Origin of the sequence: Candidatus Pristimantibacillus lignocellulolyticus, assembly GCA_023639215.1 — a bacterium.
In the GTDB taxonomy this organism is placed as follows: Bacteria; Bacillota; Bacilli; order Paenibacillales; family Paenibacillaceae; genus Pristimantibacillus; species Pristimantibacillus lignocellulolyticus.
The window spans coordinates 3,651,223-3,677,283 of the sequence record CP097899.1 but is presented as its reverse complement, the minus strand read 5'-3'; the positions used below and the strand labels follow the sequence as shown (position 1 = coordinate 3,677,283).

At 38.0% G+C, this 26,061-nt stretch carries 26 protein-coding genes; 9 read left to right on the top strand and 17 right to left on the bottom strand.

Translation table 11 applies throughout. From position 1 onward, the window contains the following. Positions 1-120: 120 nt before the first annotated feature. Positions 121-1,845 carry an acetate--CoA ligase gene (gene acsA / locus NAG76_15575; protein URN93243.1) on the bottom strand — a complete coding sequence of 575 codons (1,725 nt, stop codon included), beginning with the start codon at positions 1,843-1,845 and terminating at the stop codon, positions 121-123. A 185-nt stretch (positions 1,846-2,030) separates the two neighbouring features. On the opposite strand from acsA, the gene NAG76_15570 reads away from it, so the two are divergent. Together NAG76_15570 and NAG76_15565 are read left to right on the top strand one after the other, a co-directional pair. Further along, positions 2,031-2,669 (top strand): GNAT family N-acetyltransferase, encoded by a 639-nt coding sequence (locus NAG76_15570; protein ID URN93242.1) that lies wholly within the window; start codon positions 2,031-2,033, stop codon positions 2,667-2,669. A 39-nt stretch (positions 2,670-2,708) separates the two neighbouring features. Next, positions 2,709-3,890: an acetoin utilization protein AcuC gene (locus NAG76_15565; protein ID URN93241.1), complete on the top strand. Its 1,182-nt coding sequence runs from the start codon at positions 2,709-2,711 to the stop codon at positions 3,888-3,890. Positions 3,891-4,338: 448 nt separating this feature from the next. On the opposite strand, the gene NAG76_15560 is transcribed toward NAG76_15565, so the two are convergent. The 4 genes from NAG76_15560 to NAG76_15545 all read right to left on the bottom strand — a co-directional run bounded on the left by NAG76_15560 (position 4,339) and on the right by NAG76_15545 (position 7,119). After that, positions 4,339-5,043: a 5'-methylthioadenosine/adenosylhomocysteine nucleosidase gene (locus tag NAG76_15560; protein ID URN93240.1), complete on the bottom strand. Its 705-nt coding sequence runs from the start codon at positions 5,041-5,043 to the stop codon at positions 4,339-4,341. A gap of 4 nt (positions 5,044-5,047) precedes the next feature. Continuing rightward, positions 5,048-6,052: a catabolite control protein A gene (gene ccpA, locus NAG76_15555; GenBank protein ID URN93239.1), complete on the bottom strand. Its 1,005-nt coding sequence runs from the start codon at positions 6,050-6,052 to the stop codon at positions 5,048-5,050. A gap of 152 nt (positions 6,053-6,204) precedes the next feature. Continuing rightward, positions 6,205-6,624 carry a hypothetical protein gene (locus NAG76_15550; GenBank protein URN93238.1) on the bottom strand — a complete coding sequence of 140 codons (420 nt, stop codon included), beginning with the start codon at positions 6,622-6,624 and terminating at the stop codon, positions 6,205-6,207. 99 nt (positions 6,625-6,723) lie between these two features. Continuing rightward, entirely contained in the window at positions 6,724-7,119 is a 396-nt protein-coding gene (locus tag NAG76_15545) for a VanZ family protein (protein URN93237.1), read from the bottom strand. 280 nt (positions 7,120-7,399) lie between these two features. On the opposite strand from NAG76_15545, the gene NAG76_15540 reads away from it, so the two are divergent. Next, a complete protein-coding gene (locus NAG76_15540; GenBank protein ID URN93236.1) occupies positions 7,400-7,930 on the top strand; it encodes a type 1 glutamine amidotransferase in 531 nt (176 codons plus the stop codon). Here NAG76_15540 and ptsP read toward each other — a convergent pair. Further along, entirely contained in the window at positions 7,927-9,666 is a 1,740-nt protein-coding gene (ptsP, locus tag NAG76_15535; GenBank protein URN93235.1) for a phosphoenolpyruvate--protein phosphotransferase, read from the bottom strand. The two genes, NAG76_15540 and ptsP, sit on opposite strands and share 4 nt — an antisense overlap. Next, a complete protein-coding gene (locus tag NAG76_15530) occupies positions 9,663-11,549 on the bottom strand; it encodes a glucose PTS transporter subunit IIA (protein URN93234.1) in 1,887 nt (628 codons plus the stop codon). The genes ptsP and NAG76_15530 overlap by 4 nt, the downstream gene beginning before the upstream one ends. A 191-nt stretch (positions 11,550-11,740) precedes the next feature. Between NAG76_15530 and NAG76_15525 the strand changes: the two genes are divergently transcribed. After that, complete coding sequence (locus NAG76_15525; GenBank protein ID URN93233.1) at positions 11,741-11,938, top strand: hypothetical protein; 198 nt, start codon at positions 11,741-11,743, stop codon at positions 11,936-11,938. A gap of 59 nt (positions 11,939-11,997) precedes the next feature. Here the strand turns inward: NAG76_15525 and NAG76_15520 are convergent, their stop codons facing one another. The 4 genes from NAG76_15520 to NAG76_15505 form a co-directional block, all read right to left on the bottom strand. Continuing rightward, on the bottom strand, positions 11,998-12,594 hold the full coding sequence (locus NAG76_15520; GenBank protein URN93232.1) for a YdcF family protein: 597 nt from the start codon (positions 12,592-12,594) through the stop codon (positions 11,998-12,000). A gap of 298 nt (positions 12,595-12,892) precedes the next feature. Further along, on the bottom strand, positions 12,893-13,318 hold the full coding sequence (locus NAG76_15515; GenBank protein URN93231.1) for a CoA-binding protein: 426 nt from the start codon (positions 13,316-13,318) through the stop codon (positions 12,893-12,895). A gap of 313 nt (positions 13,319-13,631) precedes the next feature. Further along, the gene (aroA, locus tag NAG76_15510; GenBank protein ID URN93230.1) at positions 13,632-14,933 is read right to left on the bottom strand and encodes a 3-phosphoshikimate 1-carboxyvinyltransferase; all 1,302 of its coding nucleotides are present in this window, start codon (positions 14,931-14,933) and stop codon (positions 13,632-13,634) included. Positions 14,934-14,956: 23 nt separating this feature from the next. After that, positions 14,957-15,490 (bottom strand): shikimate kinase, encoded by a 534-nt coding sequence (locus NAG76_15505; GenBank protein ID URN93229.1) that lies wholly within the window; start codon positions 15,488-15,490, stop codon positions 14,957-14,959. Between the two features lie 171 nt (positions 15,491-15,661). On the opposite strand from NAG76_15505, the gene NAG76_15500 reads away from it, so the two are divergent. Next, positions 15,662-15,958 (top strand): hypothetical protein, encoded by a 297-nt coding sequence (locus NAG76_15500; GenBank protein URN93228.1) that lies wholly within the window; start codon positions 15,662-15,664, stop codon positions 15,956-15,958. Between the two features lie 7 nt (positions 15,959-15,965). Here the strand turns inward: NAG76_15500 and gndA are convergent, their stop codons facing one another. Both gndA and NAG76_15490 read right to left on the bottom strand, forming a co-directional pair. Next, a complete protein-coding gene (gndA, locus tag NAG76_15495; GenBank protein ID URN93227.1) occupies positions 15,966-17,378 on the bottom strand; it encodes an NADP-dependent phosphogluconate dehydrogenase in 1,413 nt (470 codons plus the stop codon). Positions 17,379-17,606: 228 nt separating this feature from the next. Further along, positions 17,607-18,203: a hypothetical protein gene (locus NAG76_15490; GenBank protein ID URN93226.1), complete on the bottom strand. Its 597-nt coding sequence runs from the start codon at positions 18,201-18,203 to the stop codon at positions 17,607-17,609. 351 nt (positions 18,204-18,554) lie between these two features. On the opposite strand from NAG76_15490, the gene NAG76_15485 reads away from it, so the two are divergent. Next, complete coding sequence (locus NAG76_15485; GenBank protein URN93225.1) at positions 18,555-19,196, top strand: DUF1054 domain-containing protein; 642 nt, start codon at positions 18,555-18,557, stop codon at positions 19,194-19,196. 98 nt (positions 19,197-19,294) lie between these two features. Here the strand turns inward: NAG76_15485 and NAG76_15480 are convergent, their stop codons facing one another. Continuing rightward, positions 19,295-20,467 (bottom strand): MFS transporter, encoded by a 1,173-nt coding sequence (locus NAG76_15480; GenBank protein URN96856.1) that lies wholly within the window; start codon positions 20,465-20,467, stop codon positions 19,295-19,297. A gap of 191 nt (positions 20,468-20,658) precedes the next feature. On the opposite strand from NAG76_15480, the gene NAG76_15475 reads away from it, so the two are divergent. Continuing rightward, positions 20,659-22,128, top strand: a complete 1,470-nt coding sequence (locus NAG76_15475) for an aminotransferase class I/II-fold pyridoxal phosphate-dependent enzyme (protein ID URN93224.1) — start codon at positions 20,659-20,661, stop codon at positions 22,126-22,128. Positions 22,129-22,257: 129 nt separating this feature from the next. Here NAG76_15475 and NAG76_15470 read toward each other — a convergent pair whose 3' ends face one another. Continuing rightward, a complete protein-coding gene (locus NAG76_15470; GenBank protein URN93223.1) occupies positions 22,258-22,566 on the bottom strand; it encodes a DUF1292 domain-containing protein in 309 nt (102 codons plus the stop codon). A gap of 80 nt (positions 22,567-22,646) precedes the next feature. Then, the gene (locus NAG76_15465) at positions 22,647-23,228 is read right to left on the bottom strand and encodes a copper amine oxidase N-terminal domain-containing protein (protein ID URN93222.1); all 582 of its coding nucleotides are present in this window, start codon (positions 23,226-23,228) and stop codon (positions 22,647-22,649) included. A 360-nt stretch (positions 23,229-23,588) separates the two neighbouring features. On the opposite strand from NAG76_15465, the gene NAG76_15460 reads away from it, so the two are divergent. Both NAG76_15460 and NAG76_15455 read left to right on the top strand, forming a co-directional pair. Then, a complete protein-coding gene (locus tag NAG76_15460; GenBank protein URN93221.1) occupies positions 23,589-24,314 on the top strand; it encodes an MBL fold metallo-hydrolase in 726 nt (241 codons plus the stop codon). A 17-nt stretch (positions 24,315-24,331) separates the two neighbouring features. Continuing rightward, the gene (locus NAG76_15455; protein URN93220.1) at positions 24,332-24,562 is read left to right on the top strand and encodes a DUF3892 domain-containing protein; all 231 of its coding nucleotides are present in this window, start codon (positions 24,332-24,334) and stop codon (positions 24,560-24,562) included. A gap of 52 nt (positions 24,563-24,614) precedes the next feature. On the opposite strand, the gene NAG76_15450 is transcribed toward NAG76_15455, so the two are convergent. Continuing rightward, complete coding sequence (locus tag NAG76_15450; GenBank protein ID URN93219.1) at positions 24,615-26,060, bottom strand: nicotinate phosphoribosyltransferase; 1,446 nt, start codon at positions 26,058-26,060, stop codon at positions 24,615-24,617. Between the last annotated feature and the right edge of the window lies 1 nt (position 26,061).

Sequence of the window (26,061 nt, the reverse complement as noted above, 5' to 3'; positions counted from 1 at the left end):
CCTTCTTACTGTAGACAAAAGGCAATTGGAATATTAAATTCCAATTGCCTTTTGATTTTATGAGATATATTTGATATCAATTAGTCATAGCAATCATTAAAATAATCTAAGCTATGGTCATTAGTCTTCAATGGTTGATAAATCACCCGTAGGCAAATTCAACTCCCATGCTTTGAGTACACGACGCATAATTTTACCACTTCGCGTCTTCGGTAGCTTATCCTTAAATTCAATTTCACGCGGTGCAGCATGTGCTGACAATCCCACTTTTACGAACTGAGATATTTCTGCTTTTAGTTCCTCAGATTCTGTGTATCCTTCTCGCAAAGCAATAAATGCTTTAATGATTTCACCACGAATCGGATCAGGTTTACCAATGACTCCCGCTTCAGCAACAGCAGGATGCTCAATTAACTTAGATTCCACTTCAAAAGGTCCTACGCGCTCACCTGCAGTGTTTATTACATCATCAACGCGACCTTGGAACCAGAAGTAGCCATCTTCATCACGATAAGCAGAGTCACCTGAGACATACCAATCAGCGATACGGAAATACTCTTCGTATTTGGCATCGTTATTCCATACTTTACGCATCATCGATGGCCAAGGAGTAGCAATAGCTAAGTTACCCATGCGATATGGTGGAAGCTCATTACCATAATCATCTAGAATCGTTGCATTAACGCCTGGAATCGGCTTACCCATCGATCCTGGCTTAATATCCATACTTGGATAATTACAAATTAATTGCGCTCCTGTTTCCGTCATCCACCATGTATCATGAATGCGATGTTCGTATACTTTCATCCCCCAGCGTACTACTTCTGGATTCAGTGGTTCTCCTACACTAAGCACATGTCGCAAACTGCTTAGATCAAATTGGTTAACAATCTCATCGCCTGCGCCCATCAACATTCGGAATGCTGTAGGTGCACTATACCATACCGTTACTTTATATTTCTCAATCACACTATACCAATCACTTGGACTAAATCGTCCGCCTCGAACAATGTTCGTCACGCCGTTCAACCAAGGAGCAAAAATACCATAAGAAGTACCTGTTACCCATCCTGGATCAGCGGTACACCAATACACGTCATCTTCCTTCAAATCTAGTACAATTTGACCTGTATAGAGATGTTGCACCATCGCATTGTGAACATGATATATACCTTTCGGTTTACCAGTCGAACCAGATGTGTAATGAAGTAGCATACCATCTTCTCGATCAACCCATTCAATATTCTGCTCATCACTAGATTCAGCCATCAATCTATCATAAGATACGATGCCATCCCCTTCTTCAACATCATTACCAAATACGATAATATGTTTCAAAGCAGGTAATTCATCACGCTTAATCCGAGATAATAATGCAGGTGTTGTAACGATAGCAATCGCTTCACTGTCTGCCAGACGATCTTTAACTGCAGTTTCCATAAATGCTTCAAATAACGGGCCAACAATAGCTCCTATCTTCAAGCTACCTAATGCACTCATATATAATTCTGGTGTGCGTGGCATAAATATAAAAATCCGCTCACCCTTTTGAATACCAAGTTTTCTTAAAGCATTGGCAAATTTATTACTACCTTTACTTAATTGTAAAAATGTATAGCTTTCTTCTCGCTGTTGATCACTATAAATTAACGCAACTTTATCTCCTTTACCATTATCGACATGGCGATCAATTACTTCGTATGCCATATTGAGCTTTCCTGTAGATGACCAACTTAGTTGCTGTTCGACTTGATCCCATGAAAAATTTTTTCGTGCCTGTTCATAGCTCTGTAAATTACCATTAGTCACCGTTGCAGGTATACGCTCTTGATGTAATTCAATCATTGAATCACTCTCCTAATTCAAACATAAGATATAAGTATGCGCTTACATGGTAATTATTATATCATATATACATTACTTTGCACTAGCTATTTCCAATCTATCAACAATTAGTATATAGTTATGCTATATACTAATTGTTGATTACATAAAAATTATTTTCATACTCATATAAAAGGAGAACTACAATGGAGCATAGAAAGCGTTTTCAATCGTTTGAGAAATATGTCCCTTCCTTGCAGAAAAACATTAGAATCTCCGGTCCTATTCCTCCTGAGCAATTAAGTGAAATGACAATGGATGCAACTCTTGATGCATTCAGACGACCATTAGAACAGCATAAAGCGTTGATTGAGATCGCTTCACTGCCAGAAGGTCGAATCATTGCTGCTACTATAGATCAGCATATTATCGGCTATGTAACATTTCATTATCCTGACGAATACGAACGCTGGTCACAAGGTAAAATGATTGATCTTGTGGAGCTCGGGGCGATCGAAGTAGCTGATGATTATCGTGGACTTGGTTTAGGCAAAGACATGGTTCAGCTTTCTTTCGCGCAGCAACAGCTAGACAATATGATCGTTTATACTACGGAATATTATTGGCATTGGGATCTAGAAGGTAGTGGGTTAAATGTGTGGGATTATCGTAAGATGATGGAAAAGTTAATGCAGACCGTCGATATGATCTGGTATGCGACAGATGATGAAGAAATCTGTGCTCATCCAGCAAATTGCTTAATGGTCAAAATCGGATCAGAGGTACCACTGTCCTCAATCGAAAGATTTGATCGTGTTCGTTTCCGCAGTCGCTTCATGTATTAAGTGAGCTGATTAGCATACAGAAAGGAATGGATTGTATTTATGTTGAAGTCAAAATCTGTCTTCATTCATCCTACTTTAGCTAATTCCTATCAATTTCAAAGTAATCACCCCTTCCACCCTGTTCGTTATCAGTTAACGATAAGTTTGTTAGAACATATCGGAGCTCTTCAAGCTAATCAGATTCAAGAGCCCGCCATTACTGATGTGGAGCCTTTACTGACTTTAGCTCATAGCCAAGAGTATATAGATGTTATTAAAGGATTAAGTAGTAGTTCTCCCGATAATAGTCTTATTGATATTGCTGAGCAGTACGGATTACACGGGGATGATACGCCTTACTTTCTAGGGATGCATGAATCTTCCTGCGCTATCGTAGCAGGCACTGTAAGTGCGCTAGAAGCCGTCATAACGGGAGAAGCTGATCACGCCTATCATTTGGCAGGTGGACTGCATCACGCCTTTGAGAATCGCGCTGCAGGTTTTTGCATCTATAATGATGCGGTTATCGCTATTCGGCATATTCAGCAACAGCATCATGTTAAAATTCTATATATAGATACAGATGTCCATCACGGGGACGGCGTGCAATTAAGTTTTTATGCGGATCCCAATGTTTGTACGTATTCGATTCATGAGACTGGGAAATTTCTATTTCCTGGTACAGGATATCACTATGAGAAAGGTCTCGATCATGGCTTTGGCTCTTGTTTCAATATGCCACTTGATCCTTACACAGAAGATGACTCCTGGCTTGAATGTTTCGAGCTTACATTAACTAAAGTAATCGAACATTTCAAACCTGATCTAATTCTTAGCCAACATGGCTGTGATGCTCATGCATACGATCCGCTTTCACATCTCCATTGTTCAATGCGTATTTACGAAAAAATTCCAAACATTATTCATCAATTTGCCCATCAGTATTGTAATGGTAAATGGGTAGCAATTGGTGGTGGAGGCTATGATCTATGGAGAGTAGTACCAAGAGCGTGGTCACACGTGTGGCTAGCCATGAGTGATAATGAATTAGTAGAACAATTCAAAAAAACTGAGCTATACCCGCTACCTGACGCATGGAGAAAGTATTGGAGTAGCTATGCCAACGATGAGTTACCACTGTATTGGCAAGATGAACCTCATATGATCACAGCTATGCCAAGGCGTGCCGAAATAAGTGAGCGTAATCGACAAGTAGCAGCTATAGTTATCCAAGATATATAAGTCACATAACCTCTTTGTCCATTGCGTGTCAACTGAGTAACATAGACACTATTTTCGAGGTCTATCGGAGCACTTTACAATTTCTTTGGCACCGTAGACACCAATTTTGAGGTCTATCTGAGCTTTTTACAGCTTCTTCGGTGACATAGACACTATTTTTGAGGTCTATCGGAGCTCTTTACAGCTTCTTTGGCACCGTAGACACCAATTTTGAGGTCTATCTGAGCACTTTACAGCTTCTTCGGTGACATAGACACAATTTTTGAGGTCTATCGGAGCTCTTTACAGCTTCTTCGGTGACATAGACACTATTTTTGAGGTCTATTAGAGCACTTTGCAGCTTCTTCGGTGACATAGACACTATTTTTGAGGTCCTATTGCTTATAATAAAAAAGCGCTCAAGAACCTATATTTAGGATCTTGAGCGCTTTTAACATACTCATTAAGATTAAGACTGTGTATGTGAAACCATATAATCGATGATTGCATATGAATTATTCGCAGCTTCTACTACGAAGTCCGTATAAGACACATCAGCAGATCCATCAGCTTTATCTGACATAGAACGAATGATAATGAATGGAGTACCATTAGCATAACATACTTGTGCTACAGACGAACCTTCCATCTCAGCGCAAGCTCCACCGAACACTTCATGTAATTCTTTTACTTTATCAACACTCGCGATAAACTGATCACCAGAAACAACTCTACCAACGACAGTACGATTTTCGAACAATGCTTCACTAGCTTGAACCGCAAGCTTCACCAGTGATTCATCTGCAACGAAATCAGATACTTCTTGGAAAGGAATAATACCTTTAGCATAACCAAGAGCTGTAACGTCCATATCATGTTGGAGAGCACTACTCGAGATAACGATATCTCCAACATTTAATCTAGGATCAAGTGCACCAGCAACACCTGTGAACCATACACAATCTACATCCATAGATAATAAAACTTGTGTACAGATGGCAGCATTGACTTTACCAACACCGGATTTGCAATAGATTACAGCTTGTCCATGTAATGTACCCTCATAATAAGTAACGCCAGCAATCGTAGACTGCTGAACGTTTTTCACATTCTGATGAAGTAGTTCGATTTCTTCAACCATGGCTCCAATGATGCCAATCTTGTTGTATAACATTTATCTAGTTGCCTCCTACTGATTGACGAACAATTAACTCATGTGGAAGGATAACTTGTGATTGTTCGACATTTTCTTTCTTCATTAGCTTAGTTAATAAACGCATAGAAACAGCACCGATATCATACATCGGCTGAGCAACTGTAGTAAGCAACGGTCTTACCATAGAAGCCATACGTGAATTATCAACACTAATTACAGAAATATCAGCAGGTACTTGTAGTCCTTTATCTTGAATCGCATGAATAGCACCAATTGCCATTTCATCTGTTGCTGAGAATATAGCCGATGGGCGATTATCAAGTTCTAAGAAGTAACGCATTGCATCTGATCCTGATTCATAACGGTAGTTACCGATACGAACCAAAGTATCATCATATGCAATCCCTGCATCAGCTAATGCTTTTTTATATCCGTTAAAACGAGCATAACCATTAGAAGGATCTTCTAACGTACCACTAATCATAGCAATACGACGATGTCCTTGCTTAATTAATGATTGAACCGCGTCAAAAGCTGCAGCTTCATGATCAATATCAACAGATGGAATTTCTCTAGATTCATCAGAAGTAGCACAAAGCACGACTGGAACATTTGCTGTTTTGAATGCCTGTTGATGCTCTTCTGTTACTGCTCCGCCCATAAATAATAAACCGTCAACTTGCTTCTCTAACAATGTATTAATTACACGAATTTCTTTATCTTTCTTCTTATCAGCATTACACAAAATAATATTGTAATGATACATATTCGCAATATCTTCAATTCCACGTGCTACTTCAGCAAAAATAGCATTAGAAATATCAGGAATTACGACACCAACCGTTGTAGTTTTTTTACTAGCTAGTCCACGTGCAACTGCATTAGGTCGGTACCCTAAACGTTCGATAGCTTCAAACACCTTTTTACGTGTGGCCGGCTTAACATTAGGGTTATTATTTACAACCCTGGAAACCGTCGCCATTGAAACCCCTGCTTCTCTTGCTACATCATATATTGTTACAGTCACGAGCACTCTCTCCATTTGCTATAAATTAATTAAAACGTTCGACACATATTGGAATTATAATACTGTAAAAACACAAATTTCGCAATGTTTTGATCTTTTCTTACCAATTAGGCAACAATATCACTTGAAAATTACAAATGTACATTTTTTCTTTATGAAGATTTTATTTGAGCTCCAAGTTGTGACAATCTTTTCACAATTGAATTTAACCAATCTTGATCATGTAAACTTTGTGCTAATAAGTATAGATCGAGAAGTTCATTTGTTCTACTCTTGAGCATCTGATCTAATTGATCCTTTGCAGTTTGTTCTGTCTTTTTCGTAAGTTTGTATTCTACTAATAAATTTGCCCATTCATTGCGCTCGTTAAACAAAAAATTCACCTTTTTAGGTTGTTCACCTAATTCTTGTATGAATCCAGTAAGATCAGCCTTAACTTCAGGAATCACTTCACTTCTACTACATGTTTGACAAGTATATATAGGAACATTATCAATCTCTACTTTTCCAGAAAAAATAACTGTTCGCAGTTTTAGAGACATATTTTCCCCACAAAGACATAATTTTTGCATGAGGATCACTCCTTACAAGTACTCACTTCAGCCTCTTCAGGCTTCCATGTATCTAAGTAAGTGATTCGACATTTTTTTCTCATATTCCTGCTATTTCATTTAACTTAATTTTTTCCATAATCGTTCTAAATAAGGGACTTTAATGAGCAACACCCAAATTGTAGCACCGATACAGTCATTTCGCAGATCATACCAATCCATCATTCTTCCACCAACGTAATATTGATGAATTTCATCTGTTGCCCCATATAGTGTACATAATAACACAATGATGAGTTTATACCGCCATTGACTTGATTTCTTACCAAATGCGAAATCAAAAGTCATCGCAAGGACGAAATAACTTACAAAATGTCCCCAATTAAAATCTTCGATAAAAGGGAAATACTTTTGGAAAAACGGTAGAATCGTATTAATCTCATCGCCTGTCCGCGAAGATAAATAATATATTAATGCCATCCAAAGGATAGACGGTATCCAACGTAGCCACTTCACTACCATTTCACCTCACAAAACTTTTATTTAACTTCTTAGATCAGTTTCTTGCAAATATAAGTTGCTTCGAAAACATAATCTATAAATATTACTATTATTTGCTCAAATGAAGAAGCTTCGTTACAATGTATACATGTCGCTTGGTATTGCTTTCGATGTACTTTTTATTAACTAAGAAGTCCATCGATTTGTAAATAATAAGTTAAGTATCGCTTTTGATGTACTTTTTATTAACTAAGAAGTCTATCGAGAAGCAAATAAAAAGTTGGGAGATAACTAAATGTCACTACATAATCAAACGGTTATTTGCTTGTTGCATGATGAATTTGAAGATTTGGAATTATGGTATCCTGTATACCGTACTCGTGAGGCAGGTGCGACGGTACTTTTTGCTGGGCCTGAAAAAGGAAAAAAACATATTGGCAAATATGGAGTACCTGCGATCGCTGATCTATCTTTTGATGAAGTAAACAGTGATGAAATTATTGGCCTGCTTGTACCAGGTGGCTGGGCTCCAGATCAGCTACGTCGTTATCCAAAGGTACTTCAATTAGTTCAAGAAATGAACGAGCAGAATAAGCCAATTGGTCAGATCTGTCATGCTGGTTGGGTACTTATCTCAGCAAAAATTTTACAAGATCGCAAAGTAACATCTACTCCTGGTATTCGAGATGATATGGAAAACGCCGGTGCAACATGGTTCGATGAAGCTGTTGTTGTCGATGGAAATCTCATTTCAGCACGTAGACCGCCTGATCTTCCGCCATATGCACAAGCATTTGTCCAGGCATTAGAACAGCGAATGGTTTAACCATTCGCTGTTTCTTCAAATGCAATCATATATTCAGTAAGTACGCGTTTTATCTCTTCGCTAGTACCACTATGAATTACCTCATTGAATACTTGCTTACATTCTAATTTGGAAGAATGTATTAATCGCTCCTTCAAAGGTAGAATTGAATGTGCAGACATACTTAATGCATCTACTCCAAGACTTAACCAAATTGGTAATGCTCGAATATCTCCAGCTAATTCTCCACATACACTGATCGGAATTTCATGACGTTTTGCCGCATCTACTGCGATTGATAACATTTGAATAATAGCTGGATGGTAAGGATCATACATAGATGAGATTTTCTCATTCATACGATCGACTGCCAGCGTAAATTGTACGAGATCATTCGTGCCAATACTGAAGAAATCTACTTCTTTCGCTAAGTGATCTGCAATCATAACAGCTGCAGGAACTTCGATCATAATACCTACCGCTATTTCCTCATTGAACGCAATTCCTTCAAGCATTAGTTCATTTTTTGCATCTTGAAGTATTGTATTCGCCACTCTAACTTCATTAACAGAAGTGATGAACGGGTACATCAATTTAATTGTTCCATATGCACTCGCACGTAAAATAGCTCTTAACTGTGTTTTGAAAAGTTGTTTTTGATCAAGCGAGATTCTAATTGCTCGATAACCCATAAATGGATTTTCTTCTTCTTCAATCTCATAATAATCAAGATGCTTATCTCCACCAATATCTAAAGTACGAATGACAACAGAGCCACCTTGCAGCTTTTCTACTACTTTACGATACACTTGATATTGCTCTTCTTCTGTTGGGAAATCTTGACGATCCATGTAGAGAAACTCAGTGCGGAATAAACCTACGCCTTGTGCTCCACCTTTCATAGCAATCTCTAATTCTTTCACTGAACTAATGTTTGCTTCAAGTTTGATGCATTGACCATCAATAGTTACAGACTCTTGGTCAGCTAGATGATGCAATTGTTCTTTTGCGACGAATAATTTATGTTGTAAATCTCTATATTGGTTGATGAGATGTTCAGCTGGATCAAGATATACTGTCCCATCCCCACCGTCAATGAGAATCGTTTGTCCGGTAACGAATGATTCCGTTATCTTTCCTTCCATTCCTACGACAAGCGGTATGCCTAACGCTCGAGCCATTATTGCTGAATGAGAAGTAGTACTACCAGATAAAGTTACAATACCAAGCACATTCTCAGGATTAAGATGTGCCAATTGAGAAGGAGATATCTCTTTGGCAATAAGAATAAACGGCTGAGTATCACTAGGCAATTGTATCTCGGGAACTCCTAGTAAATGTTTCAAAAGTCGGTTACCTACGTCTTTAATATCAAGAGCGCGCTCACGCATATAATCATCTTCTAGTAAGTCAAACATCGTTACAAAATGATCAATTGCCTCTTTAACTGCAACCTCAGCTGCTTTATATTGCCTTTGAATTATGCCTTGAATTTCATTCATAAACACTGGATCATCTAATATTGCAAGATGAGCATCAAAAATTTGGGTTTCTTCTTCGCCAACCGTTTCCTTAAGCTCATCTTTTATTTGATTAATTTCATCTTTTGATGTACGAATGCCTTCATATACTCTTTCAAATTCGCGAGCAAAATCCGCTACATCAATTCGTTGTTCCGGCACTTCAAACTCCCAGTTAGGAAGGACAAAGGCTTTTCCTATTGCAATACCTGATGATGCGCCTATTCCTTGAGTCATTGTATATCCCCCTCATCCTTGCTCTCATGAAGCACAACTGACATTACTGATGACTGACCTTTTTTGACTCCCTTGAAAGGAGCGTACCGCCAAGATTTGACGCGATCTGAATTGGTAATGACCATTGGAGAAGCAAGTGACTTACTATCCTTCTTAACTTTTTGTATATTAAAGCGAATAAGCAATTGACCTGGCAGTACTTCTTCGCCTTCTTTAACGACAGCTGTAAAATAATCTTTACCTACTAACTTCGAAGTATCAATACCTATATGCATAAGCACTTCAAGACCATCGTCTGTCAAAATACCAATTGCATGCATTGTAGGATAGATGTGAATAACTTTTCCTTTCACCGGAGATACCAACTCTCCTCGATCAGGTATAAATGCTACACCGTTACCAACAAGTAGTGCTGAGAAAATCGGATCAGGTACTTCTGATAATGGAATCATCTTTCCTTGCATCGGAGAATGGAACGATATTTGTTGTTGATCACGATGAATCGTCTTAATCATTTCTTCTCGAATAAGCTCCGAGTACGTCCCAAAGACAACCTGAACATGTCCACCCCCGAGGCGAATAACACCAGCAGCACCGAGGTTACGAAGTGCATTAATATCCATATCCTTCTCATTCGTAACTTTTAAGCGGAGACGAGTAATACATGACTCCATCTGTATTATATTCTGCTTACCACCAATTGCTTGTAATATAAGCGGAGCACGGTATGGGATATCACCGACCCACTCATCAAGTTGCGAGCCTTCTTCTCGTCCAGGGGTTGGAATCTGAAAGCGCGTAATCGCCCAGCGGAATAGAAAGTAATATATAATCCCAGTGACTATACCTATCGGAATAATTAACCAACCTTTAGTCGATAGGTGCATATTTATAACGTAATCGATCGCTCCAGCGGAGAATGAGAAGCCATGCAAAATACCAAGTTCATATGTAATCCACATAATAAGCCCTGATAGTAACGCGTGCACAACATACAAATAAGGTGCAACGAATAGAAATGCGAATTCAATCGGTTCAGTGACACCGGTTAGAAACGAAGCAAGTGCTGCTAATGTAAAGGTACGACGAATTTTCGGTTTCAAATCTTCGCGCGCTTCATGAATAATAGCTAATGCAATTGCCGGTAAAGCAAACATCATCGTCGGATATAACCCAGCCATAAAAACTCCAGCAGTTGGATCTCCTGCAAAGAATCTTGGTAGATCTCCATAGACCATATATCCAGCATCTGTCTCATAACCACCAACTTGGAACCAGAAGATATGACTGACTAAATGATGCAATCCAAAAATAACTAATATGCGATGAATAAATCCATATAAGAAAACACCAAAACCACCAGCGAGCGAAATAACCTCACCTAGCTCAACTAATAGCCATTCAAGCTGCTGCGATAAGTTAACCATTGCTATAGAGAATAACAATGTAAAACAACTTACAAAAAACGGGACAAAACGAGGACCACCAAAAAATTGAATATATTCCGGTAAGCGCAAGTCTTTGAATCTTTGATAAGATACACCAGCAACGATCCCGATAAATGTACCTATTAATACAGTAGGCTCAGTACCAGGCGCATACTTCGAAGTGATTCCTGTATAAATAAACATCCCTACAAGTGCTGCCATGCCCGCACTTAAACCATTACTTGTTAATCCAAGCGCAATACCTAACGCAAAAATATAGGGTAGAAAATGAAATATAGATTGACTTGCTAGCAATAAAATCTCGTTCATGCCAGGTAGTCCTACATACTCCCATGGTAATTGTGCTAAACTTTGAAAAATTGCTGCGGCAGGTAGAATAATCATAGGGAGCATAACCGAGCGCCCTAATTGCTGTAAATTACCAACGAAAGCCATGTCGACCCTCCTTTGTGACAAATATTTATATTAAATTTCAACATATGCGATTGTTAATAAACACCTATTAAGATGTTACGTGTAATGTTCGTTTTTGTCAAAAGCATTGTTGTATTTGGTTCGATGAATCCTATAATGATGAATGACCTGGGAATTATATACATGATGAAGAGGGCTCTGACAATATTTATGTGTATATCTATATATATCGCACACAAAGAGAAGCGCAGCAAGGATTACAGCAATTCTTCGATAGCACCGCTACCGCTAATCTTGTAGCACATGAGATTTATCAAGTCAAAAATAGCCTAGTCTTCTCTGTTGGAAGTGATTCAGAACAAGAGAAGAAAATTGCTCTTGCGATGAATAGCTTTATAAGAAAAGATTAGTTTCACCGTTAAGTGAATAAAAACTTGATGCAGTTCCAATCAATATGAAGTTTGTTATTTCACCTAAATGGCATACTAGCAATATAACCAATATAGAAAAAAAGCTCTCTTAAGAAAAATGGAATTTTACTTTTTAGTGACTTAAATGCAGAACTTTGTGTAGGGGATGAAAAAGCATCCATGCCTGTTTGTTCCGCCATTAACATGGCTCTTTTCATATGCAAGGGATCACTTACAATTGTGAATCTTGTAAAATTGTTCTCTGCCGCAATTTCGTATGCGTATGTAAGATTTTCTTCTGTAATTTTTGATTTCGTTTCAATAAAAATATGTTCAGGATTAACATGATGTAGTATCGCATATTCCCTCGCTACTTCTGATTCGGAATACTGAGCACCACTTCCTTTACCACCTGTAAAGATTATGTTACCTACGTAACCATTCTCATATAGCCAAATAGAGTGATTTACCCGTTCACGTAGAACTGGCGATGGTTCACTATCCCATGCAGCCGCACCAAGTACAACTGCTACGTCTGTCTTCACTAATTGAACTTGATTACCAAAAGTCCAAATGCTTACACCAGAATAGATCACAAAGATAAGGAAAGAAGCTATTATTGTGATCGCTAACTTAAGCTTTAATTTTTTTGTCATTACATATCATTCCCTTAATGAAATCACATAAAGTCTCACATATTTAAGCAGTATTAATGAAACTTATAATATTTTTAGATTATCATAAGTTTCATTTGTAGATAACTGCTGCTATCTATAATTTCTAATATAGCTAGTTAAAATGGCTTAAGCTCTTTAATTAAATTGGACATACGCTCGATATTTACATGTTCTCATAGCATTATTGAAAATAAATGAAAAAGGTATTTCGCAGCTACATTTTTGTAGTACGAAATACCTATTCTCTTCGTTCAAAAACTTATTATGTTTATATTACTCATTTGCCATGTGGAAGTAGAATCGAATCCTCTACCTTAATACATCGATCCATAACAACCGTTAGACCGCCTTCTATTGCGATATCTGCGGCTTCTTGATTAAACACACCAAGTTGCAACCATAACGCCTTAGCACCGATCTTAACAGCTTCTTCCGCAACTTCTACAGTATATTCGCTACGACGAAATACATTGACCAGATCAATAGGGAAGGGAATGTCAGACAAAGAAGGGTAACATGTTTCATCAAGAATTTCTGTAGCTTTAGGATTAACGGGGACAATCGTGTACCCCTTCTTCTTCATCGCTTCAGATACCATATAAGAAGTCCGCTCTTGCTTATCTGATAGACCAACAACTGCGATCACTTTTGTTTGAGACAATAAACTTTTAATTTCATCTCGTGATGGATTTTCAAATGCCACTGCCCAACACCTCCTACTAATTATTAAAGTTGTACAACCTCTTGTAATAGTATGAGTACTTTTAAGATATATATGTTAACAAACATATATATCTTAAAAAGCGATTGTACATTCGGTGTTATTATTCGATGTCGACTAAGCTACGAAGCTTATCATCGTGATCACTAGCGAGCAGCGAGCTTGTCAGCACCGAGAAGATGCCATAAAGCAAGGGAAGCGAAGCGCACAACGTACGTAATTGGTACGTGAGCACTGGAGCAACCGATGAATGGCATATTCGATGTCGACTAAGCTACGAAGCTTATCATCGTGATCACAAGCTTGCTTCTACCCATTCTACTTGTGCGCCAAGAGCCTTCAAATGATCAAAATAATTCGGGTAAGATTTTGCAACATGATGAGCATCTTTAATACGTAGAGGAGCTTTAGAACGTAAGCCAACAATCGTTAATGCCATAATAACACGGTGGTCATAATGTGCATTGATTTCAACGCCACCCGGTAGACCTTCTGGAGAACCATGAACGATGATTTCAGCTTGACGCTCTTCAACATTTGCTCCCGCTTTACGAAGCTCATTCAAGTAATCTGTAATACGATCACATTCTTTATAACGTAAGTTCTCTACATTATAGAAACGAGATGTACCTTCAGCGAATACTGCAGCTGCTACCATCGCTAGAACGGCATCAGTTGCATGATCACCATCGAATTCAATAGCTTTTAATTGACTATTACCTTGTACATGTACAATATCATTTTCATGAGTAAGAGGTACGTTCATCATCTTAAGAACATCAACGATCGCACGTTCTCCCTGCTTACTTTTTTCCATTAAACGGTGTACAATAACATTAGAGTTAGTTACAGCTGCTGCCGCTAAAATAGCTGCAGAACCAGGGTAATCCCCTTGAACTGTGTACTCTCTTGCTTGATAAGATTGGTTACCTGGCACTTTGAAGCGCATGTAATCTTCATCAGCATGTATGATAATACCTGCTTGCTCAAGCACTTCAAGTGTTTGACCTACTACTACTTTTGATTTCAAATCATGTAGTACTTCAATTTCGCTATCTTCTTCAAGTAAAGGTGTAAGGAATAGTAAAGCACTTAGAAACTGAGAGCTAATATTTCCCGATACTTGGATATGTCCGCCACGAGGCTTACCACCTTTAATACGAATCGGTAGCTTTCCTTCATTGTGCTCAATCTCAACACCCATGGCTGTAAGAGAATCAATCAAATCTTGATGTGGACGTTTCCCTAACGAGTCTGGATAACGGTTAATAAAGGTTACATCGGGACATATTGATGCTATTGCCATCAAAAAGCGAAGTACTGCACCTGCATTACCAACATCAAGCTCTTTAATATCTTTCGGATTAGAACCAAAACCAGTAATAACGATTTTTTGCTCATCTTCTTCTAGAACTGCTCCAAGATCGCGGATACAACGGCGCATAGCGTCACTATCTTCACTATGTGCTGGGAAATGAATCGTGCTTGTACCTTCTGCTAATGCAGCAACTAGCAAATAACGTGTTGTATAATTTTTTGAAGATAAAGCTCCGATTTCACCTTGTAAATTAGGGGTTGGGGTAACGATAACATCCATGATTGATATCTCCTTTTCATTATCTATTTCAAATTGGCTTGATGCCATATTTCAACGATTTGGCTAACTACTTCAGGTAAAGAAAGATTCGATGTATCAATTGAATAATGTGCAAAGTCATAAGCACCAGCACGAGCAGACATTAGTTGATGGACACGTTCAGTAACGTCGCCTTGCAATAACGGACGACCTGTATCATGTTTTACACGAGCAATAATAACATCTGAGCTCGCGATTAAATGAATAACTAAACCATGCTCTAACATTAAATCTCGATTCTCTTGTTTTAAGACAGCTCCGCCACCAGTCGCAATAATTGACGCGTCAGGTGAAGATAGTAATTCCTTAAGAACTTCAGTCTCAATATTTCGGAATGTCTCCTCGCCAGACTGTGCGAAAATTTCTGAAATCGCTTGACCCGCATGTTTAACAATTGCAACATCAACATCATGTTTATGTAGCTGTAATACACTTGCTAACCCATCGGCTACTGCTGATTTACCTGTTCCCATAAAGCCGATTAAAATAATTTTGTTACGTAATGAATTAGTTTGCATAATATTCATCCTTTACGAGTGCTCATCTACACTATCATATCATCTTTAGTAATCGTAAGGATAGGAAAAGTTATGCCAATGAAAAGTTTTAGCTTATGCTTTCGATGCTACTTTTCATTTTTCAATGATGAGTATCGAGATGCCAATGAAAAGTTTTAGGAGGGATTATTGATGAAAGATATACAACAACATTCATTTCAAGATCATACGAAACAAAAAATCGAACGAATTCTTGATTCCACATATCCATTATCTCGTGACGATGTCGTGTGGATGCTTGGTTATATTACAAAAAAAGTGGCTGACGAAGACCCGTCTATTACGGGTCTGTCGCAGCCACAGTTATTACAAAATTTCCACGCTTATGCTGAAGTAGCTATGGCGCTTATTGGGCGCCGCAACAGTAGTGATCAGGAAGCTGAACGATTACGCCAATGGCTTCGTCAAGCTTCAAGAGGGTTACTGTAACAAATAATTAAGATTGCATCCAGTTGAAGTGGAATGAACCTTCTTTGTCCACACGTTGGAATGTGTGAGCACCGAAGTAGTCACGTTGAGCTTGAAGCAAGTTTGCAGGTAGACGCTCAGAACGGTAGCTGTCGAAGTATGCAAGAGCACTAGAGAATGCAGGTACAGGTACTCCGTATTTCACAGCTGTCGCAATAACTTCACGCCATGCAGATTGATAAGACTCAACAATATTTTGGAAGTATTGGTCAAGTAATAGATTACGAAGTTCTGGATCACGATCGTAAGCATCTTTGATGTTTTGTAAGAATGCAGCACGGATAATGCAACCACCACGGAAGATCATTGCGATTTCGCCGTATTTAAGATCCCAACCGTATTCATCTGATGCAGCACGCATTTGAGCAAAACCTTGTGCATAAGAACAAATTTTACTTGCATAAAGAGCTTTACGAATTGATTCAATGAATTCAGCTTTATCAGCAGTGAATGCAGGACGCTCAGGGCCGCTAAGTACTTTACTTGCAGCTACGCGTTCTTCTTTCATTGCAGACAAGAAGCGTGTGAATACAGATTCAGTGATGATGGACAATGGTACGCCAAGATCTAGTGAACTTTGACTAGTCCATTTACCAGTACCTTTTTGACCAGCAGAGTCAAGAATAACATCCACCATTGGTTTTCCAGTTTCTGGATCGTATTTAGAGAAAATATCACGAGTGATTTCAATTAGGTAGCTATCAAGCTCGCCTTTGTTCCACTCTGTGAAGATTTCATGAAGTTCTTCAGTAGAAACATTAAGTACGTTTTTCAATAGGTCGTAAGCTTCGCAAATTAATTGCATATCGCCATACTCGATACCGTTGTGCACCATTTTCACGTAGTGACCAGCACCGTCTGGACCGATATAAGTACAACAAGCATCTTCGCCAACTTTTGCAGAAATTGCAGTAAGAATTGGTTCAACTAGCTCGTAAGCTGATTTTTGACCACCTGGCATAATAGAAGGGCCTTTAAGTGCTCCTTCTTCACCACCAGAAACACCAGTACCGATAAAGCGGAAACCTTGTGCTTCAAGATCTTTACTACGACGTTGAGTATCAGGGAAGTAAGCATTACCACCATCGATAATAATGTCGCCCTCAGCAAGATGAGGAATTAGAGAGTTAATTGTTGCATCAGTACCCGCACCAGCTTGTACCATGATAAGAATTTTGCGAGGAACTTCAAGTGATTGAACAAACTCTTCAATTGTGAAAGTTGGAACAAGGTTTTTACCTGGAGATTCAGCAATCAATTCGTCTGTTTTTTCTCTTGAACGGTTAAACACAGAAACTGTGAAACCTCTGCTTTCAATATTAAGGGCTAGATTACGACCCATTACAGCCATACCGATAACGCCAATTTGTTGTTTAGACATCTGGTTTATTCCATCCTTCATCTTTATATTTTTCTCACAATAGCTATATTCTACTCTTTTTGTGCAAAGAAGAAAACAGTTTACGATGAAATTGTGATGAAATCTCATCAATTTTATCAATAATGGACTAAAGTTTAGCTTATATTCTCCAATTGTTCAACAAAAAAAACGGTCAGCCACCAAATTTCTTAGAGGACAGACCGTTTGAATATCGTTTTCATTATATGTCTACATTTCGAGTTGTAACATCTCAAGACGTAACAGCTCCAATTTATCAATGATTTGCTGAGACTTTTGCTCATCTTGCTCAATGAGTGCATCATTTAAGCAACTGAGTTCATAATCTAATTCCAAACGTAACACAGCAATACGTTGCTCAGCCCGCTTGTTCTGAAAAGCTTGGATCATATCCTCGAAAGTTACATAAGGCTTTTTCTGATAAATGATACGATGTTCCATACCAGACACCTCCACCAGTCGAATAATTTCACCGAACATAATGTTCTCAATGACAATTTGTCGATCTTTGATCCGCTTAACTACAGCATGCCCACGTGTGTCGTTAATAAGCTTTTCGATTAGTTCTGATAATCTCTCGTCCTTGATTATATAATCCCCAACAATGCGGTAGCGTTGATTCACTTTCTCGAAATGAAGTTTAACTAGTTTTCTACCCGTCCTAATCGAAACTAGAAATTTCCCCTCAGTCTCACTCCAATATAGCGAATACCCCTCCTGAATCAGCTCTCTGATGAGAGTTTGGATTTGGCGCCGCTCGAAACGAAGTTCGAGATTACAATATTCTACTTCATAGTTTCTGTTCACGGCATTCCCTCCTAAAACTTTTCTGTGCTTCTTAAGCAAAATCTCCCATTAATGACTGTAAAACACTTACTTCTGAAGATTGAGAACGATGAAAGTAAACTCCAAAACTTTAATCAAGACAATAGCCTAAATCTTCTGACTATTTACTTTTACCATTATCTTATACTTCATCTTATGTATTGGCAACTTGGTTTATTGACTATTTTTCGCTCGTTTCAATAATGTTATGTTTGAGCTTAGTCTAACCATCATTTCTAAAATTGAAACAGGACAGAAAAGAGCATTTATGTTATAATCATTATTAAATGATAAATCTTCTCAATGCCTATGATTAGTGAAAAGGAGTACCTTATGACACAACAAATAATTCAAGCTGGATTTACTGCTGAAGATTTTGATATCTTTCATATAGCAGGACTTGATGAGCGAATGAGCGCCATCATTGAACGAATTAGACCCAAATTCCAAGCTATCGGAGAACAGTTAACTACAGAATTAAGTATACATGCCAGTAATGAAATGTTTCTTCATATTGCTAAACATGCTCGCCGTACTGTTAACCCTCCAAAAGATACTTGGTTAGCTATTTGTAATAACAAACGAGGATATAAAGCACATCCCCATTTTCAATTAGGATTGTTCGACGATCATCTATTTATCTGGTTTGCGTTGATCTATGAAGTTCCCAACAAAAAAAGTATAGCTAATACTTTGTTGAACAACCTCCAACAAGTGATCCATCAAGTGCCAAGTGACTATGTTATTTCACAGGATCATATGCAAAAGAAAGCTCAATCTGTTCAGAATCTTGACGAAGAAGATTGGACCTCCATTCTAACTCGTTTCCGAGATGTTGGAAAAGCGGAGTTGCTTATTGGACGTCACCTGACTCCAGATAGTGATATCGCTCATGATCAACAGAAACTTATAGATTATGCGGCTGAAACCTATTTACAACTTCTTCCATTATACAAATTAGCATACGAAGCTTAATGCAATATATTAGCCACTGGCAGTCATCATATAATTATTACTGCTCTGCTCATAGAAAATGAAAAAGGAACTTCAATTCATATTGAAGTTCCTTTTTATTAGTTATTGGATTCAATTATCTTTTCATGTCGATCTGCAAGTTTGAAGCCATATACAAGGAGTAATGCTAATATACTTAGTAAACCTGCTATTAGATATGGTAAACCAATGGAAACCGTAAATAGTAGTGTACCGATAATCGGACCTGCGATACGTCCTAAACTGTCCATAGAATTGCTTAAGCCAGATGCAACCCCAATACTTACTTTTGTTTTCAATGTAATTAACGAAGTGATACATGGACGGGTTAACGAATTACCAATCCCGAACACTGTAACTGAAATCGTTGCCCAAAGAAATGTATTTGCACCCAATAGCATAAAGAAACCTACAGCGGATATTATGGAACCAATAACGATAAATTTCGGTTCATCCCCTGGCTTCACTAGACGACGTACAATTCCACCTTGTACCAATGCCCCTGCTAAACCACTGAATAAGAACATCGTCCCAACTTGAGATGGTGTAACATCAAACCGTTCAATCCCGAATAACTGAAGCGTTGCCTCTAGAAAGGCTAATGTAAATGTTACGAAGAATGCTAGTACATATAAATATTTTGATGTACCTTGGAATGCAGTCCATCTCGAAACTTTAGGTTCATTAGCAGAAATTAAATTTCCGGTATCCTGCAATATTAATATCGCAAAGATTGCTGTGACTAAAGCGAGTGCAGCTGCCACAAAGAATGGTGTCGTCAGATCAATAACGCTTAGCATGCCACCTACTGCTGGTCCGATCATAAAACCGAACCCGATAGAAATACCAACAAAGGCCATTCCTTTCGTACGATTTTCAGGTGTTGTTATATCAGCTACATAAGCAACAATAACTGATGTTACTGCACCAGAGAATAAACCACCTAAAGCACGAGCGATATACATTAAAGTAAGATGATGAGCTGATAAGCCAAACATCAAGAAACTAATTGAGAATCCTAGTAAACCAATAACAATAATTTTCTTTCTTCCTACTCGATCAGATAACCCACCCCAAATTGGTGAAAGTAAAAACGATACGAGCGAGTAAATAGCAAGGATTGCACCATTATGTATTTCTGCTTTACTCGTTGCAGTATCCAGAATAATTTCAGGCATAACTGGAATTATAATGCCGAAGCCAATAAATGTAGTCATCAGAATTGCCATGACCACTAACATTCTTTTATCCATCATTTTCTAATCCCTCCGCATCTAACAATACTATCATAATTAATCGATCTTAAACTATGAACATTTCGTCACAACTTGTCTTCCCAATAATATGCAATATATTAAATTTATAAAAAACGTATTGCATTCCATCATGTTTTTGTTATACTCAACTTTGTTTGTACATCTAATGAAAGGCAGGGATGTCAACGATGGACCATCGTCGTACTCCATTATTTACTGCGCTTCGCAACCATGCGGAGCAAGATCCCGTCCAGTTTCACATACCAGGACATAAAAAAGGCATCGGAAGTGACCCAGAATTTCGTTCTTTTATCGGTGATAATGCCTTGTCCATAGATCTAATTAATATTGCTCCACTTGATGATTTGCATCAGCCAACTGGAGTCATTGAAGACGCTCAACAATTAGCAGCAGATGCTTTTGGAGCAGATTACACTTACTTCTCTGTACAAGGGACAAGCGGTGCGATTATTGCGATGATTTTATCAGTTTGTGTACCAGGCGATAAAATCATTATTCCACGTAACATTCATAAATCAGTACTGTCTGCTATTATTTTTGCAGGTGCTAGACCAATATTTATCTCACCTGCACGTGACAAAAACTTAGGTATTGATCACGGTATTACGACTAGTTCAGTAAAACGTGCATTACAGCGTCATCCTGATGCTAAAGCTGTACTAGTTATTAATCCGACATATTTCGGTATTTGTGCGAATTTGAAAGAGATTGTAGACCTTGTGCATAGTTACCAGATCCCTGTTCTTGTTGACGAGGCTCATGGTGTACTAATTCATTTCAACGAGAAATTACCAATGTCTGCTATGGAAGCCGGCGCAGATATGGCTGCAACAAGCGTTCACAAGCTCGGAGGGTCAATGACACAAAGTTCTGTTCTTAATGTCAAAAAAGGACTTGTGAACCCTCAACGTATTCAAACTATTCTAAGTATGCTTACAACAACATCAACTTCATATATTTTATTAGCATCACTTGATACTTCGAGAAGAAATCTCGCGTTAAATGGTGAAGCGATCGCGAATCAAGCTATTGAATTAGCTGAGCAGGCCCGTGCAGCGATCAACCAGATTCCCGGACTGTATAGCTTCGGTCAAGAAATTCTTGGTGATGAAGCAACTTACGATTTCGACCCAACAAAAGTAACGATTCACGTTAGACATCTTGGCATTACTGGTTATGATACGGAAAACTGGTTACGAGAACATTTCAACTTAGAAATTGAAATGAGTGATATGTACAATATATTGTGCCTTGTTACTCCAGGTGATACTTCTGAATCTATACAAAAACTTATTATTGCCTTGAAAACTCTTTCTGAAACATATTTTGAAGGAGCAGAAGCTCGTGAGCTTGTCGTGAAAATACCTGATATCCCGCAATTGTCTTTGACACCACGTGATGCTTTCTATGGGGAAACAGAAACGATTCCTTTCAAAGAGTCAGCAGGTCGTATTATTGCTGAATTTATTTATGTGTATCCACCAGGTATACCGATTCTTTTACCTGGCGAAGTTATTTCGCAAAAAAATATTGATTACATTATTGAGCATGTTGAAGTTGGTTTACCTGTTAAAGGTCCAGAAGACCGAAACATCGAATTCGTTAAAGTTATTTTCGAAGAAACAGCTATTTCGTAATCATAAGTAATAACTACAAAACTGCACTCCAAGCGTTAGGTTCATCTATCTATTGGGGGCAGTTTTTTTATGTAAACAGTCAAAAAAGTAGAGCTAAGGAAATCCTTAGCTCTACTTTACTTGCTTCTATTATTGTTCGCCGTTTTCAGTGTTGGCGATTTCTTCATAGATTGCTTGAACACGATTCCACTCTTCGTCATCTTCGATTCCGACTAAGAAAGCTTCCTCATTTTCTTCTTCAACACGGAAAATTACTCCGTCTTGCTCTGGATCTTGACGATCAAGTAGTACGGCATACATCATGTCCTCAGACTCAAATGTATATACCATTACCATTTCACGTTCTTCGCCTTCATCATTTGCTATGATAAACACATGTTCTTCATGCTCATGGTCTTCGCCACAGCCACAATCTGCATCATGTTGATGTTCACTCACAGTAGTTACCCCATTTCAGTTGAAAATATAATTTATACGTTATCATGTTAACAGAATGTTCTGCCATGGTCAAACAGGATTTAGTTAGCAGACGAGGTAATTAATTTCTCAGATGTAATCGTCCAATCATCACTATTATCAGGCTTCATGTAACATCGGATTGTATATTTTCCACTTAATGAGAAGCGATAATTGGTTTCTTCTGTTACAAACCAATAATTATCTCGATTCTTTTCTACTTTTATTTGCTGAATTAACGTTTCTTTTCCATTCGGGTCAACGATCGTGAATTTAGTATCGTTCAACTTAAAACTCACATTATCTACTTGCGCGAACACTTTTATCTTGCCGCTAAATCCTTTCTTCACTTCACCAAATGTAGTTTCTTCACCATTGCTACTACTATATAAAAACATATGCACATTCGGCGAATAAATAGTAGTTGTCTTTGTGTTAGCGTTCCAATCGACTATAGCATGCAACGTTTCACCGACTTTGCGAAGTGGTAAATACGTGCTATTATCTATATTTTCACCAATCTCGCCTAAATTCGCATCATTAATAATTACTTTTATTTTGGAACTAGATGCATTTGCGAGTACAACCGTTGCACTCCAAATCATAACTACACTTAATAGAATGAAAATTTTCTTATGTTTCATCGTTTGTTATAACCTCCATTTATTAAATCATTCCTAAGCAGTTAGACTCCAGTTTAAATAAAAAGTTACGTTAAAATGAAAAAGATTTAATGTTTTTTGCCTATATTATTAAAATTATGAGTAATCACTCATTTCGTAAGTTATTATTTGTTCACTATGTTATTTAACGGACTCAAGTAAGAGTTTAAAAACCTTGAAAGAACTGTTGAATAACATTTACAGTTTAGTTACAATTCTAGGAAATGGTTTGTACAATAAATCTATATAATTTCCGTCATATTTGTGAGCTATATTACAGAGTTCGGCTCAGTTATCGGATATAATATATAAGTCTTAGCTCATGCTAGAGGAGGTTTCTATGTGATCATTACTATGATTGGCACTGGTAATGCTTTTGCCAAGCAGCATTATAATAATAATGCGTTAATACAACAAAATTCGTTCAATCTGCTAGTTGACTGTGGGATTACACTCCCACATGCACTGTATGAGCAAGGCTACAGCTTCGATCAATTAGACGGTGTTTTAATTAGTCATATCCATTCAGACCATGTTGGTGGCTTGGAATCATACGCTTTTCAGATGATGTTCAGATACAAGAAAAAGGCTACACTATTTATTGCTGAGTCACTAGTGGAACCTTTATGGGAAACTTCACTCAAAGGTGGGCTTGTACAGGGTAATTTCACAAGTATCGAGGATTACTTTAATGTCATCCCACTAATACCGAATACGACTTATGAGTTAGCTCCTGATTTGCACATTAAGTTAATTCAAACAGAACATATACCGAACAAAGATAGTTACTCTATCTTATTCAATGATACATTTTTCTACTCAGCAGATATGACTTTCAATCCACAATTGCTGCAGCAATTAGTAAACGATGGTGTACAAACGATCTATCATGATTGTCAGTTAGAAAGCCCGGGTGTGGTCCATACATCATTAGAAGAATTATTATCTTTACCCGACCAATTACAACAAAAAATTAAATTAATGCATTATGGTGACACAATCGGGGACTATATAGGTAAGACGGGCTTAATGGAAATTGTTCAGCAAGGTATACCGTCTACTATGTAGTGAGGGAGTGTGTAACAATGTCAGAGCAACATGAAGTTGTCGCGGTAAGACGAAATTCTGAAGGAAGTATAGTAGAATTCAAACTATCTTCTGGCCAAGTAGTTGATTATATGCAAGCTCAAGAAATGGTTAGTAACGATGAGATTAAAAATTTACAACTGTTCAAAGGTAGAGATCATGAGCAACATATTCGTTCACGGCCCGATGATACAGTTGCTAATAACTTAGATCAATTACCTACATTTTAATTCTACGACAAAAAGGGTAGTACGCATTAATGTGCGTACTACCCTTTTCTTATCATTGATTATGTCGACTTAATAAATCTTTACGTTTATTCCAAACATCATCACTTAGTACTACTGAATATTTTTCAGGATTTAATTTACGTAATGTTTCCGGCCAAAATAAATCAAGCTGGGATTGATGATATTGCGCAATTTCTTGTACTGTAGGTAGCTTATATACACACTGACCCTCTACGAATATAGGTTGTAACAACGGCAGAGCTGTATAACGATTTACCTTTCGTCTAATATGTGAATGAGCTGAATCGTACAGCATTAATGGTTCCACTAAAGATGGAGCAAGAACTTCATCATGCATGACAATATAATCTGCTTCTGCTTTCCCTGTATCATAGTTCACAATACGATATACATTTTTCTTGCCTGGTACCGTTATTTTCTCCGGATTACCAGAAATTTTAATAACGGGTTCATATTGTCCGTTACGCTCTTTCGCTACAAGCTTATATACGCCACCTAGTGATGGGTTATCTGAAGCGGTAATTAGTTTCGTACCTATGCCCCAACTATCGATACGTGCACCTTGCGCCTTCAATTCAACGATTATGTTTTCATCTAAATCATTAGAAGCAACAATCTTCACATCAGGGAAACCCGCTTCATCAAGCATTTCACGAGCACGCTTTGATAAATACGCTAGATCTCCACTATCGAGTCGAATGGCTTTCATCCGTTTTCCCTTTTCAGCAAGTTTACGTGCAGTTTCGATAGCATGAGGTACGCCTTCACGTAATGTGTCATACGTATCTACGAGTAAAGTTACATCATCAGGTAACGCTTCAGCATAACGATCAAATGCCTGCTGTTCATTATCATGAATTTGTACCCAAGCATGAGCATGAGTGCCTTTGGCTGATAAATTAAACATCATAGCAGCTCTCATGTTAGAGGTAGCATGGAAACCAACTAGACAGGCCGCTCGCGCTCCCCATATTGCCGCATCTGCCTCTTGAGCACGCCTTGTGCCAAACTCCATCAATATATCATTTGGGGCTACCTGCTTAATTCTCGCCGCCTTAGTTGCGATTAGCGATTGATAATTCAAGAAGTTCAATATTGCTGTCTCAATAATTTGCGCTTCAAAAATAGAAGCCTCTACTCTTAATATGGGCTCATTAGGAAAAACCAACGTACCTTCAATCGCAGCATAAATATCACCAGTGAACTTGAATTGTCTAAGTTCCTCGAGAAATGGAAGGTCATAGTTTTCCTCTTGTGAAGCTAGAAATGCAATTTCTTCCTCAGAAAATTTCAGACCTTGAATGTAATGAACAATTCTTTCGAGGCCTGCAGCTACAGCAAAACCATTACCGAATGGTAACTTTCGAAAATAAACATCAAAAATCGCTTTTTGATGGTGAGTATGATGCTTCCAATGAGCATACATCATATTAATTTGATATTTATCTGTATGAAGCATAAGATGTTCAGACGTCATT

What these genes read in the sequence shown, in the direction of transcription:
- acsA (URN93243.1), bottom strand. Translation starts at nt 1,845, where the DNA reads ATGATTGAATTACATCAAGAGCGTATACCTGCAACGGTGACTAATGGT.
- NAG76_15570 (URN93242.1), top strand. Translation starts at nt 2,031, where the DNA reads ATGGAGCATAGAAAGCGTTTTCAATCGTTTGAGAAATATGTCCCTTCC.
- NAG76_15565 (URN93241.1), top strand. Translation starts at nt 2,709, where the DNA reads ATGTTGAAGTCAAAATCTGTCTTCATTCATCCTACTTTAGCTAATTCC.
- NAG76_15560 (URN93240.1), bottom strand. Translation starts at nt 5,043, where the DNA reads ATGTTATACAACAAGATTGGCATCATTGGAGCCATGGTTGAAGAAATC.
- NAG76_15550 (URN93238.1), bottom strand. Translation starts at nt 6,624, where the DNA reads ATGCAAAAATTATGTCTTTGTGGGGAAAATATGTCTCTAAAACTGCGA.
- NAG76_15540 (URN93236.1), top strand. Translation starts at nt 7,400, where the DNA reads ATGTCACTACATAATCAAACGGTTATTTGCTTGTTGCATGATGAATTT.
- ptsP (URN93235.1), bottom strand. Translation starts at nt 9,666, where the DNA reads ATGACTCAAGGAATAGGCGCATCATCAGGTATTGCAATAGGAAAAGCC.
- NAG76_15530 (URN93234.1), bottom strand. Translation starts at nt 11,549, where the DNA reads ATGGCTTTCGTTGGTAATTTACAGCAATTAGGGCGCTCGGTTATGCTC.
- NAG76_15520 (URN93232.1), bottom strand. Translation starts at nt 12,594, where the DNA reads ATGACAAAAAAATTAAAGCTTAAGTTAGCGATCACAATAATAGCTTCT.
- aroA (URN93230.1), bottom strand. Translation starts at nt 14,933, where the DNA reads ATGGATGTTATCGTTACCCCAACCCCTAATTTACAAGGTGAAATCGGA.
- NAG76_15505 (URN93229.1), bottom strand. Translation starts at nt 15,490, where the DNA reads ATGCAAACTAATTCATTACGTAACAAAATTATTTTAATCGGCTTTATG.
- NAG76_15500 (URN93228.1), top strand. Translation starts at nt 15,662, where the DNA reads ATGAAAGATATACAACAACATTCATTTCAAGATCATACGAAACAAAAA.
- gndA (URN93227.1), bottom strand. Translation starts at nt 17,378, where the DNA reads ATGTCTAAACAACAAATTGGCGTTATCGGTATGGCTGTAATGGGTCGT.
- NAG76_15485 (URN93225.1), top strand. Translation starts at nt 18,555, where the DNA reads ATGACACAACAAATAATTCAAGCTGGATTTACTGCTGAAGATTTTGAT.
- NAG76_15480 (URN96856.1), bottom strand. Translation starts at nt 20,467, where the DNA reads ATGGATAAAAGAATGTTAGTGGTCATGGCAATTCTGATGACTACATTT.
- NAG76_15475 (URN93224.1), top strand. Translation starts at nt 20,659, where the DNA reads ATGGACCATCGTCGTACTCCATTATTTACTGCGCTTCGCAACCATGCG.
- NAG76_15465 (URN93222.1), bottom strand. Translation starts at nt 23,228, where the DNA reads ATGAAACATAAGAAAATTTTCATTCTATTAAGTGTAGTTATGATTTGG.
- NAG76_15455 (URN93220.1), top strand. Translation starts at nt 24,332, where the DNA reads ATGTCAGAGCAACATGAAGTTGTCGCGGTAAGACGAAATTCTGAAGGA.
- NAG76_15450 (URN93219.1), bottom strand. Translation starts at nt 26,060, where the DNA reads ATGACGTCTGAACATCTTATGCTTCATACAGATAAATATCAAATTAAT.